The organism is Lysobacter sp. KACC 24251 (assembly GCF_057747755.1).
Genome location: NZ_CM173222.1, coordinates 1558143 through 1569748, shown reverse-complemented (window position 1 = coordinate 1569748; position 11606 = coordinate 1558143). Strand labels below are relative to the sequence as shown.

The 11606-nt window shown below is 66.8% G+C and carries 8 protein-coding genes and 4 tRNA genes; 5 read left to right on the top strand and 7 right to left on the bottom strand.

Annotation, left to right across the window (positions count from 1 at the left end; all coding sequences use genetic code 11):
- Positions 1–12: 12 nt before the first annotated feature.
- The gene (locus tag AC3ARF_RS07390) at positions 13–426 is read right to left on the bottom strand and encodes an HU family DNA-binding protein (protein ID WP_498931689.1); all 414 of its coding nucleotides are present in this window, start codon (positions 424–426) and stop codon (positions 13–15) included.
- Between the two features lie 193 nt (positions 427–619).
- Here AC3ARF_RS07390 and AC3ARF_RS07385 point away from each other — a divergent pair, with 193 nt between their 5' ends.
- The 4 genes from AC3ARF_RS07385 to AC3ARF_RS07370 all read left to right on the top strand — a co-directional run bounded on the left by AC3ARF_RS07385 (position 620) and on the right by AC3ARF_RS07370 (position 6989).
- Positions 620–2059, top strand: coding sequence for a Wadjet anti-phage system protein JetA family protein (locus AC3ARF_RS07385; RefSeq protein ID WP_498931688.1), 1440 nt, complete (start codon positions 620–622; stop codon positions 2057–2059).
- Positions 2056–2820, top strand: a complete 765-nt coding sequence (locus AC3ARF_RS07380; RefSeq protein WP_498931686.1) for a DUF4194 domain-containing protein — start codon at positions 2056–2058, stop codon at positions 2818–2820. Before AC3ARF_RS07385 ends, AC3ARF_RS07380 begins: the two co-directional genes overlap by 4 nt.
- On the top strand, positions 2807–6235 hold the full coding sequence (locus AC3ARF_RS07375; RefSeq protein ID WP_498931684.1) for an SbcC/MukB-like Walker B domain-containing protein: 3429 nt from the start codon (positions 2807–2809) through the stop codon (positions 6233–6235). Before AC3ARF_RS07380 ends, AC3ARF_RS07375 begins: the two co-directional genes overlap by 14 nt.
- Before the next feature lie 217 nt (positions 6236–6452).
- Entirely contained in the window at positions 6453–6989 is a 537-nt protein-coding gene (locus AC3ARF_RS07370; RefSeq protein ID WP_498931682.1) for an outer membrane beta-barrel protein, read from the top strand.
- A 105-nt stretch (positions 6990–7094) separates the two neighbouring features.
- Here the strand turns inward: AC3ARF_RS07370 and AC3ARF_RS07365 are convergent.
- The 6 genes from AC3ARF_RS07365 to ppsR all read right to left on the bottom strand — a co-directional run bounded on the left by AC3ARF_RS07365 (position 7095) and on the right by ppsR (position 9076).
- Positions 7095–7170: transfer RNA gene (locus tag AC3ARF_RS07365), tRNA-Glu, on the bottom strand.
- A 35-nt stretch (positions 7171–7205) separates the two neighbouring features.
- Positions 7206–7281: transfer RNA gene (locus AC3ARF_RS07360), tRNA-Ala, on the bottom strand.
- Between the two features lie 126 nt (positions 7282–7407).
- Positions 7408–7483: transfer RNA gene (locus AC3ARF_RS07355), tRNA-Glu, on the bottom strand.
- A gap of 46 nt (positions 7484–7529) precedes the next feature.
- Positions 7530–7605: transfer RNA gene (locus tag AC3ARF_RS07350), tRNA-Ala, on the bottom strand.
- Positions 7606–7650: 45 nt separating this feature from the next.
- On the bottom strand, positions 7651–8148 hold the full coding sequence (locus AC3ARF_RS07345) for a DUF1249 domain-containing protein (RefSeq protein ID WP_498931679.1): 498 nt from the start codon (positions 8146–8148) through the stop codon (positions 7651–7653).
- A 106-nt stretch (positions 8149–8254) separates the two neighbouring features.
- Positions 8255–9076, bottom strand: a complete 822-nt coding sequence (gene ppsR, locus AC3ARF_RS07340) for a posphoenolpyruvate synthetase regulatory kinase/phosphorylase PpsR (RefSeq protein WP_498931677.1) — start codon at positions 9074–9076, stop codon at positions 8255–8257.
- 151 nt (positions 9077–9227) lie between these two features.
- Between ppsR and ppsA the strand changes: the two genes are divergently transcribed.
- Positions 9228–11603: a phosphoenolpyruvate synthase gene (gene ppsA, locus AC3ARF_RS07335; protein ID WP_498931675.1), complete on the top strand. Its 2376-nt coding sequence runs from the start codon at positions 9228–9230 to the stop codon at positions 11601–11603.
- Positions 11604–11606 lie beyond the last annotated feature (3 nt).

The window sequence follows — 11606 nt, the reverse complement described above, 5'->3', positions numbered from 1 at the left end:
TTCCAGCGGTCATCAGGCCGCGGCGTCCTTCAGCTTCTTCAGCGGACGCACCTTCACCTTGACGGTGGCCGGCTTGGCGGCGAACCACTGCTCTTCCTTGGTGAACGGGTTGATGCCCTTGCGCTTCGGCTTGGCCGGCACCTTGACCACGGTGATCTTCAGCAGGCCCGGCAGGGTGAACGCACCCGCGCCCTTCTTGTTGACGGAGGCAGCCACGACCTCTTCGAGCGAGCTCAGGATCTGGCGCACGTCCTTCGCAATCACGCCCGTCGCCTCGGACAGGTGGGTCACGAGCTGCGACTTGCTCAGCACTTCCTTGATCGACTTCGGCGCAGCCTTGGCGGCAGCCTTCGGAGCAGCCTTCTTGGCGGCCGGCTTCTTGGCGGCAGCCTTCTTCGGAGCAGCAGCTTTCTTCTTCGTTGCCATCTTGTTCCCCATGGGAATCGGAAAAAAACAGGTTGTTTGGTGCCAGTAACCCCTTGGCACTGCGAATGTAGGGCAACAAGTGCGCGCCGCCAAGCGGTCCGGACGAGAAATTTGCGGTTTTTTGGTCAAATTCGGGGCTTCCGGGTCGGCTGGCATATGATTTGGGCTCCACGATGCACCGAGGAAGGCCGGATTGAGCGGCTCAGACCCAACGCCCGCACTGTTCGCCCACCTGCCCGACGGCCTCTTCGGCCCACTGGCATCGCCCAACCGGCTCCATTACTGGAGCATCCTCGGCCGCCTGTATGCGGAGTACTTCGGCCCCGACGCACCGCTGCCGCCCAGCGACGGCTACCCGCGCCGCGAACTCACCGCCGCCATCGAACGCTGGCTGCTCAGCGACGATCCATGGGAAGACGACGAGGGCGAATCGCCCGATACGCCGCTGACGGTGCGCGCCAACGCCATCTACGAACGCCTGCGCGCCGCAGGATGGCTTCGCCAGGAGCGCGTGGGCGTGCGCGAAATGGCCTCCATGATGCAACCCGTCAGCCTGCTGCTGGGGACGCTGTGGGATTTCGCAGAGCGGGGCCCCGCGTTCCTCGGTGCCAAGATCCGCTCCGTGGAACTCCTGCTGCGCCAGGTGGTGGAACACGATGCAGGTGGCGATGCACTGGACGAAGCCGCCGACCAGACCCGCGGCTTGCTGTCGCATGTCGCGGCGATCAGCGTGCGCGTACGCGACCTGATGCCCGAACTGATCAAGGCCGGCAGCACCGCGCAGTTCGCCCGCCAACTGTTCGAGCGCTACGTCACCGAGCTGTTCATCGGCGATTACGCGCAACTCCACAATGCCGACCATCCGCTGGCCCGCCGCACCGCAGTGCTGGCCTTGGTGCGCGACATCGAGCATTCCGAGCATCGCGATCGCCTGCTCCACTGGTACCAGGAACGCACGCCCGGCCATGACGCCGAACGCGCGGCGGGACGTCTGGAACGCAGCCTGCGCCGCCTGCGGGAACTCGACCGCATCGCCGAATACCTGGAACGTCTGGACGAAGACATCCGCCAGGCCAACCGGCGCGCCCTGGCGTTCCTCGACTACCGGCTGCGCGCTCCGGACCGTTTCGACGTGCTGCTGCAGCGCGCCTGTCGCGGCGCCCTCGCCGCGCCGGAACACGAACTGCGCCTGCCCGTCGCGCCGGGCCCTTTGCTGGAAGAGTCGCGTCTGCGCGCTCCACGCAACCGCTCCCGCCCGATCCCGCGCACCGCCAACGTCACCACGCCGCCCACGCCGGAGCAGCTGGCGCGCATGCACCTGCTGCGGCAGATGAAGCGGGTGCGCCAGGTGTTGCCGGAAGATCTGTCGCGCTACGTGGACCGCCACCTCGGCGGGCGCGAGCGCGTCAGCTCCGACGAACTGGCCATCGACAGCATCGCCGACCTGCGCGCCTACCAGGTGCTGAGCACGCTCGCCCTGCGCGGCCACCGCAACGGCGGCCTGCGCCGCGACGACCCCTTGCGGCGGATGCTGCGCGGCTTCGACGTCGAACTCGACGCCCGCGCTCGCACCGCCAACCACCACCTCGACACCCCGCGCTTTACCCTGCGCCGCACGAGACACGCTGCATGAAACGATCCTGGGCCCACCTGAGCCAGCAAACCGGCGGCACCTACACCCTGCAGGACTTCGAGCGCGCCGCGTACCGCCTGGTCACCGAACAGGTGCTGTACGCCAGCGACCGCCGCTCCCGCAACGCCTACCACCTGGTGGAAACGTGGCTGGGCGACTTCACCTCCGCGCTGGAACCGCTGGGCATCCGCCTGGAGCGCAACGCCCACTTCCGCTACATCGTCGCCCTACCCGCGCATGCCGAAGGCGTGGCCGTATCACTCAACGAGACCCTGCTCGCCCTGGTGCTGCGCCAGCGCTACGACCAGGCCATGCGCCGTGGAGAAGTGGAAGAACATGGCGAAGTCACCGTCGAGCTGCCCGACCTGCAGGAAGCCTGGCCTGCATTGACCGGCCGCCCCATGCCCGAGATCGGCACGCTGCGCGACCTGCTGCGCACCGCCCGCCGCTGGGCGCTGTGCCGCGAGGAGGAATGCGAACCCGGCGACCTGCAGCCGTTCCGCATCGTCGTGCGCCCCGCCATTGTCGAGATCATCGGGCCGCAGTGGTTGCAGCGCCTTGACCAGCACAATCTCGACGATGGCGAATCAGAAACCGATGACGACCCACCCGGCGATGACCTGGACACCGACATCGGCACCGATTCAGCGTTTCCAGTAACTGCGGAGGCCTCCGCCGTCGCGACCCCAACGGGCGACCCTGTCGGTCCAGCCACCCATGCCTCACTGACCGACGGAGATGCCTCGCATGTTCCTGCTTGAGCGCGTCCACCTCGTCCAGTTCTTCCTGTTCCAGGCCCAGACCCTGGAACTGGACCGCACCACCGCCGTCATCGCCCCCAACGGCGCCGGCAAGAGCGCCCTGCTCGATGCCCTGCAGATCGTGCTGCTGGGCGGCGACCGCAACCAGATCCGCTTCAACGCGCAGGCTGGCGGCAACCACCGCGCCCGCACCATCCGCGACTACTGCCTGGGCGTGTACCGTACCGGCGACGACGGCCGCGCCCGCCGCACCGCCACCACCTACATCAGCCTGGTGTTCCGCGACGAAGCCACCGGCGAACCGCTCACTGCAGGCATTGCCCTCGGCGCCTCGGCGGACGAGCCCGACCACCGCGTCAACGGCCTCTACCTGCTCCCGCACGTCGACCTCGCGCTGGACGACCACCTGGAACAGGTCGATGGCCACGAACTGCCACTGGAATGGGCCAGATTCCGCGAGCTGATCTCGCGCCGCTGCAAGGACAACGGCGCCACCGCCGACCTGCACGCCAGCAGCGACCGCTTCGTCAAGGAACTGCTGCATCGCCTGCGCCCCTCGCCCACCGCACATCTGGATGCCGGTGCCTGGCGCAAGGCCTTCCGCAACGCCCTCAACCTGCAGCGCGTCGATGACGTGGACCTGTTCGTCCGCACCTTGGTCGCCGAGGAACGCCCCACCGACATCGGCCGCTTCCGCGCCCTGCTGGACGGCTTCCGCCAGATCAAGGAGCGCATCGAGCAGGTGGCACGCCGCATCGGCGAAGCCGAAGCGGTCGACGCGCAATACCGCAAGGTCGCCAGTCTGGCCACCCGGTCCAGCAGCTACCGCGCCCTCGCCGCCGAATACCGGCGCGACGCGCACGGCGAAGCCGTCGATGCCGCCGAACAGGCCCTGCAGACGGCCAACGACCAGTCCCGGCAATCGCAACGCGCCTTGGAAGGCGCGCGCAGCGGACTGCGAACCGCCGAAGCCGAATGGGACGAGGCCAAGGCGCGCCTGCAAAGCACGCCGGGGCACAACGAACAATCCAGCTTCGATGGCCTCGCCACCCGCGATCGCGAGGAGCTTGCGCGGCTGAAGAAGTCGCTGATGCGCGACGCGGTGCTGGTGCGTGACCTCCTGCAGGCCGCCACGCGGCTCCAGCTGCCCACGCTCGACACCGGCCTGCTGCAGTCCGCCATCGCGCCGTGGCAATCGCTGTACGACAGCCTCGCCTCCCTGCCAAGCGACGCGGCGATCCCCGCCGATCCCGAAGCCCTCCACGCCCGCCTGCACGAAGCGCTGCGCCTGGCCGAACCCGTGGTGCGCGCCGTCGCCGCCCACGACCGCGACCAGCACAACGCCATCGACGCCGCCCACGACCGGGTGAGGTCGCTGCGTGCCAACCTGGAACGCCTCGGCGCCGGCAAGGCCGAACTGCGCCCGGACGTGCTGCGCCTGCTCAACTACCTGCAGGAAGAAGGCATCCCCGCCCGCCCCGTCTGCGACCTGGTGCGCGTCACCGACCGCGACTGGCAGCCCGCCGTCGAGGCCTACCTGCGCACCCACGTCGAGGCGCTGCTGGTGCCGCCGGAACATGAGGAGCGCGCCGTGCGCCTCGTGCGCGGCCTGCACGGCAGCCGCGCGGTGTACGGCGCCAAGCTCGCGCTGGCCAGCCACGCTCGCCGCCATGCCGCTGCCACGCCGCCGTCCGACGCGGTTGCCGCACTGCTGGACGGCGACGATGCCGACGCCCTCGCCTACCTGCGCCGCCAACTGGGCGACGTACGTCGCGTCGACACCGATGCCGAAGTGGTCCAGAGCCGCCACGGCCTGTCGCGCGACGGCCTGCTGGCCAAGGGTGGCGGCGTCGAGCGCCTGCGCCTGCCGGCCGCCAGCGAACTGCGCATCGGCGCCGCCAACGACCGCGAACGCCAGCGCCTGCTGCGTGGCGACCTCGAGGCTGCCATCGCCGAGCACGAGCGCCTGCAGCGCCAGGCCCGCCCCGTCGCCGATTGCGCCGCCGCCCTGGCGCGCCTCGGCAACGCCGACGAAGTGGCCGGCTCCATGCACACGCGCCTGCTGGAGCACCGCGAAGCCGTCGATCGCCTCGACCGCCTGCGCGAAAGCCAGGCTGCCTTCGCCAACCCCGACCTGCTGCGTCTGACCGAGCATGCCGAGGCCTGCCGCATTCGCGTCGACACGCTGCGCCAGCAAGTGGAAGACCAACTGCGCGCCGTCACCCGCAACGAGGAGGAGGCCAAACGCACCCTCGCCGCACTGGACGAACTCAACGCCCAGACCGAGGCCATCGCCCGCGCCGCCATCGAGGCCTTCGCCGATCCCGATGTCGACCCCAACCTCGTCGAACGCCACCGCGACGAGCTGGACGAGAAACAACCCGATCTGGTCGAACGCCTGATCCTGTGCGCCAAGCGCGCCCAAGGCGCCGACCACGAACTGGCCAACCTGCTGCCCGAGGCGTGGCGCGGCCTGACCCAGTACGGCAAGGACCACGGCCTGCCCATCGACCTGGAGCCGCAGGACTGGCGCGCCGCGGGCAAGTTGCTGCGCAAGGACATCGACCACCTGCGTGGCACCGAGCTGGTGGAACACCAGGCCGCCGCCGAAGAGGCCTACACCACCGCCGTCAGCACCTTCCGCTCCAACGTCGCCTCGGCGCTGTACGACAATTTCACCCGCCTGCGCCACCAGGTCGAAACGCTCAACCGCACGCTGTCGCGCAGCCCGGCTTTCTCCAACAACGAACGCTACCGCTTCCGCTACGACGTGCTGCCCGAGTTGCGCGAGTTGCACGCCTTCATCAAGCGTGCCGCCGAAGTGGGCGAAAGCGACAACCTGTTCGGCACCGCGGGCAAGGTGCCCGCCGCCTTCCGCGAGCTAATCGAAGACCAGGCCGGCCCCGCCCGCCCCTCGCCCCTGGACGACTACCGCCGCTTCTTCCACTTCGAAGTGGACATCCGTCAGGAGGATCGCGTGATCGGCACGCTCAGCGAACGCATGCGCTCGGGCTCCGGCGGCGAGCACCGCGCCCCCCTGTACGTGATTGCGGGCGCCGCATTGGCGGCCGCCTACGGCAAGGCCGAAGGCCAACAGGGCGGCATCGGCGTGATCATGCTCGACGAGTTCGGCGACAAGATCGACGCACAGAACGCCCGCGCCACCACCCACTACCTGCGCTCACTCGGCCTGCAACTGGTACTGGCCGCACCCGACACCGCGCAGGGCACGCTCACCGGCGTGCTGGACAGCTACGTCGAACTGTTCCGCGACGGCGGCATGCTGCAGGTCGAACAGGTGCGCGTGCGCGAAGCCGGTCGCGAATTGCTGGAAAGCGATCAGTTCGCCATCCACCCCGAATTGCTCGAGCGCGAGGTGGAGCGGATCGTCGCCGAGCAGGCGGACGTCAGCTGATCCGCGTGGTCGAAGCCAGGGACGGCCTTCCGGATTTCAAGGGCATTGTTGTTCCTATTCCGGAACAATCAGTGACGTAATGAAGCATTAACATCCCCGTCAGAACGCCTATCTTGTGTCCCACGGCGGCAGCAGCCCCGGGCATTTCGCCCAAGCCTGCCCCCCAGCACCGGCTCCCTCCCCCCTTCATCGCCGGGCTGAATCAGGAGACACAGAGATGAGCAAGAACAAGGTCCTGAGCGCTTCCCTTCTCGCCCTGCTGGCAGGCGCCAGCGCCTTCGGCGCCAATGCCGCGGACGACAAGGGCTTCTACGCTGGCGCCGGCGTCGGCCAATCGTTCGTCGATGAGCGCGGCTATGACGATGAAGACACCGCGTTCTCGGTGTTCGGCGGCTACCAGTTCAACCGCTACTTCGCCGTCGAGGGTGCCTACACCGATTTCGGCAAGATCGAACCGGAAGCGCTGGGCAGCGACCTCGAGGCGGACGCGGCGTCCCTCACCGCCGTCGGCATCGTGCCGATCACCGACAAGTTCTCTGCCTACGCCAAGGCGGGTTTCAGCCGCTGGAACCTCGACACCGAACTGCCGGCCGTGACCGGCACGCAGGACGACAGCGGCACCGACCCGACCTACGGCCTCGGCGTGCAGTACAACATCAATGACGCTGTCTCGCTGCGTGGCGAGTACAACCGCTTCGAAGTCGAGGACATCGACCTGGATGTTGCGCAACTGCAGGTGCGTTACAGCTTCTGACGTTGGGCCTCTTCGGCCGTCGACGTCATCGGCGGCCGAAGAATTCGCGACATCGTCCAGAACAAAAAAGGCCCGGTTTCCCGGGCCTTTTTTTTGCTATCGAGTTGGCGTCCCCACGGGGATTCGAACCCCGGTCGCTACCGTGAAAGGGTAATGTCCTAGGCCTCTAGACGATGGGGACGTCGTGGAAATCGAGTCACGCGATTTCCGTAAAAGTGGTGGAGCCAGGCGGGATCGAACCGCCGACCTCCTGCATGCCATGCAGGCGCTCTCCCAGCTGAGCTATGGCCCCACGAGGCTGGAAAGGCGCGCATGATATCGAGCCTTTTCCACTTCGTCAAAGAAAATCTTCACGAAGTTTTCCGGGTGTTTCATAAACAAACAGGGCCACCTTTCGGCAGCCCTGCTTGATGAATAGTGGCGTCCCCACGGGGATTCGAACCCCGGTCGCTACCGTGAAAGGGTAATGTCCTAGGCCTCTAGACGATGGGGACGCGGAGTACAGCTTTGGCCTGTTTTACAGCTACTTCCAGCAACCAGTGGTGGAGCCAGGCGGGATCGAACCGCCGACCTCCTGCATGCCATGCAGGCGCTCTCCCAGCTGAGCTATGGCCCCACGGGGCTGGAAAGACCGCTATCTTAGGGTGGGCCCTTCAGGTCGTCAAGCGGATTTTGAAATCACAGTTGCTGCGGGACGCCACTCCTGCACCGTCGCCATGCCATGGCCCTGCTGCGCCAGGTAGTCCAGCCATTTCCCGAGGAACGTGTTGATCCGGAACCGGTAACCAAACACCGCATCCGGTGCGGGGTTCATGCCGATCACGTCCTGCCAGCGTCGCCCCACGTAGCAATGGGTGACTTCCAGTTGCCGCGCGTCGTGGTACACGCGGACATAGGCCGACGGATCGGGCTCGCCCGTCACCGGGTCCAGCATCGCGTAGGACAACCGCAGCTCAGTGGTGTAGCGATGTTGCTCGATCACCTCGATGTGCAACTCCAGCCCATCGCCGGCCATGGACACGTAATGCCCGCGCGCCAGCGCCCGCACGTCGAATAACCGGGCGATCTTGGCGTGGTTTTCCCCGTACAACCCCATCAGCCAGCCGAGGCGGCTCAGCCGGGGGAAACGTGCATGGGGGCGGGACAGGACTGCGTTCATGGCGTCGATGCTACACGGCCGCCAGCCCCTGCGGCAGCGTTGACGCCAAGCGCCGTCAAGCCTACGTTGGGGAAACCCGGACGTTTTTCGCGCTGCCCCGCTGCCCTCAGAACATCTCGCGCGAGATGCCCAGCGTGGTCATCACCTTGCTGGCGATTTCCTCGATCGATGCATTCGTCGTGCTCAGGGTGGGGATCCGCTCGGCCCGGAACATCTTCTCCGCCGCCGCCACCTCACGCTTGCAGGTGTCCAGCTGCGCGTAACGCGAATTCGGCCGCCTTTCCTGGCGGATCTGCTGCAGGCGGATCGGGTCGATGCTCAGGCCAAACAGCTTGCGGCGGTGTTGTCGCAGCCGCGCCGGCAGGGTGTCCTGCTCCAGGTCTTCCTCGGTCAGCGGGTAATTGGCAGCCCGCACCCCGTACTGCAGCGCCAGGTAGACGCAGGTTGGTGTCTTGCCCGCGCGCGAGACGGCCACGAGGATCACGTCGGCCCCATCGTAGTCCACGGACATGCCGTCGTCGTGGGTCAGGGCGAAGTTCATCGCGTTGATGCGACGGTGGTATTGCTCGAAGTCCACGATGGCGTGGGCCTGGCCGATGCGATGCTCCCGCTTCTGGCCCAGTTCGCGCTCCAATGGACCAATGAACGGCTCGAAGACGTCCAGCATCAGCGCGCCACTTTCGGCCAGCGCCGCCCTCACGTTCATGTCCATGCACGAATTGATGACGATGGGGCGTACTCCGTGGGTCTGGGCGGCGGCCCGGATGCGCGCCGCGGCCATCTCCGCCCGCTCGATACTGTCGACGTAGGAAATGCGCGTGCTTTCAAACCGGGTATTGCTGAACTGGGTCAGCAGACTGTGGCCGATGGTCTCCACCGTGATGCCCGTACCGTCCGAAACATAAAAAACCGGCCGCATGTCTGGCATCCGCTACTCCAACCAAAGTAGGCCCCAAAGGCCGTGTCAATACGAAAAGCCTCACCGGATCAACCTTGTACGGGTCCGGCGCCCCTGCGATCATATTAGCTTCTGTGCGTCCGGACGTACCCGGACACCCCGCTCCACGGAGATCGCCCGTTTGAACGAGAACATCCTCTGGCTGCACGAGCTGCGCCTGTCCGACCTTGCCCGCGTCGGCGGCAAGAACTCCTCGCTCGGCGAGATGATCGGCAACCTGGCCAACCTCGGCGTCTCCGTCCCGGGCGGCTTCGCGACCACGGCCGAGGCCTTCAAGGCGTTCATCGCCCACAACAACCTGCACCAGCGCATCTACGACAAGCTGGCCACGCTGGACGTGGAGGACGTGCCCGCGCTGACCGCCGCCGGCGCCGAGATCCGCGGCTGGGTGATCGACGCCCCGCTGCAGCCGGACCTGGATGCCGACATCCGCACGGCCTACGTGCAGCTGTGTGCGGAGAATGGCGGTGGTGACGTGGCTGTCGCGGTGCGCTCCTCGGCCACCGCCGAGGACCTGCCGGACGCTTCGTTCGCTGGCCAGCAGGAGACCTTCCTCAACGTGGCCGGTGCCGACGACGTCGTGCGCAAGGTCAAGGAAGTCTTTGCCAGCCTGTACAACGACCGCGCCATCGCCTATCGCGTCCACCACGGCTTCAAGCATGAGGACGTGTTCCTGTCTGCGGGCGTGCAGCTGATGGTCCGCTCCAACGTGGGCTCCTCGGGCGTGTTGTTCACGCTGGACACCGAGTCCGGCTTCCGCGACGTGGTGTTCGTGACCTCAAGCTTCGGCCTGGGCGAGATGGTCGTGCAGGGCGCGGTCAATCCCGACGAGTTCTACGTCTACAAGCCCACCCTGCGGCAGGGCAAGCACGCCATCCTGCGGCGCTCCATCGGCGCCAAGCAGCTGCGCATGGTCTATTCCGACAAGCCCGGCGAGCGCGTCCGGATCGAGGACACGCCAGCCGAGCTGCGCAACAGCTTCTCGATCTCCGACGAGGACGTGCAGGAGCTGGCGAAGCAGTCGCTGGTCATCGAGCAGCACTACGGTCGCCCGATGGACATCGAGTGGGCCAAGGACGGTGTCAGCGGAAAGCTGTTCATCGTGCAGGCACGCCCGGAGACCGTGAAGTCCCGCGCCCACGCCACGCAGATCGAGCGCTACCAGCTAGGCGAGCGCGGTGAAGTGGTGTGCGAAGGCCGCGCCATCGGCCACAAGATCGGCACCGGCGTGGCGCGCGTGGTGCGCTCCCTGGATGACATGGCCCGTGTGCAGCCGGGCGACGTGCTGGTCGCCGACATGACCGACCCCGACTGGGAGCCGGTGATGAAGCGCTCGGCGGCGATCGTCACCAACCGCGGCGGCCGCACCTGCCACGCCGCCATCATCGCCCGCGAACTGGGCGTACCGGCGGTGGTCGGCACCGGCAACGCACTGGACACCATTGTCGACGGCCAGGCCATCACCGTGAGCTGTGCCGAGGGCGACACCGGTTTCATCTACGCAGGCACCCTGCCCTTCGAGCGTTTCGTCACCGACCTGGAGGGCATGCCGGAAGCCCCGCTGAAGGTGATGATGAACGTCGCCAACCCTGAGCGCGCCTTCGACTTCGCCATGCTGCCCAACGCGGGCGTGGGCCTGGCGCGGCTGGAAATGATCATCGCCAGCCACATCGGCCTGCACCCCAAGGCGCTGCTGGAGTACGACCAGCAGGACGCCGAGACCAAGCGCAAGATCGACGAGAAGATTGCCGGTTACGGCAACCCGGTCGACTTCTACGTCGACCGCCTGGCCGAGGGCATCGCCACCATCACCGCTTCGTTCGCGCCGAATCCGGTGATCGTGCGCCTGTCGGACTTCAAGTCCAACGAGTACGCCAACCTCATCGGCGGCAGCCGCTACGAGCCGCACGAGGAAAACCCGATGATCGGCTTCCGCGGCGCCAGCCGTTACGTCGATCCGTCGTTCGCCGACTGCTTCGCGCTGGAATGCCGCGCAGTGAAGAAGGTGCGCGAACAGATGGGCCTGACCAACTGCTGGGTCATGATCCCGTTCGTTCGCACGCTGGACGAAGGCCGCAAGGTTATCGAGGTGCTGGAAGCCAACGGCCTGAAGAAGGGCGAAGGCGGCCTGAAGGTCATCATGATGTGCGAGGTGCCGTCCAACGCTCTGCTGGCCGACGAATTCCTCGACATCTTCGACGGCTTCTCCATTGGCTCCAACGACCTGACGCAGCTCACCCTGGGACTGGATCGCGACTCGGCCATCGTCGCCAAGCTGTTTGACGAGCGCGACCCGGCGGTGAAGAAGCTGCTGGCGATGGCCATCTCGGCTGCCAAGGCCAAGGGCAAGTACATCGGCATCTGCGGCCAGGGCCCAAGCGACCACCCGGACCTTGCGCAGTGGCTGATGGAACAGGGCATCGAGTCGGTGTCGTTGAACCCGGACACCGTCGTCGACACCTGGCTGCGTCTGGCCAAGGCCAAGAACGGCGGCTGACCG

What these genes read in the sequence shown, in the direction of transcription:
- AC3ARF_RS07390 (WP_498931689.1), bottom strand. Translation starts at nt 426, where the DNA reads ATGGCAACGAAGAAGAAAGCTGCTGCTCCGAAGAAGGCTGCCGCCAAG.
- AC3ARF_RS07380 (WP_498931686.1), top strand. Translation starts at nt 2,056, where the DNA reads ATGAAACGATCCTGGGCCCACCTGAGCCAGCAAACCGGCGGCACCTAC.
- AC3ARF_RS07375 (WP_498931684.1), top strand. Translation starts at nt 2,807, where the DNA reads ATGTTCCTGCTTGAGCGCGTCCACCTCGTCCAGTTCTTCCTGTTCCAG.
- AC3ARF_RS07370 (WP_498931682.1), top strand. Translation starts at nt 6,453, where the DNA reads ATGAGCAAGAACAAGGTCCTGAGCGCTTCCCTTCTCGCCCTGCTGGCA.
- AC3ARF_RS07345 (WP_498931679.1), bottom strand. Translation starts at nt 8,148, where the DNA reads ATGAACGCAGTCCTGTCCCGCCCCCATGCACGTTTCCCCCGGCTGAGC.
- ppsR (WP_498931677.1), bottom strand. Translation starts at nt 9,076, where the DNA reads ATGCCAGACATGCGGCCGGTTTTTTATGTTTCGGACGGTACGGGCATC.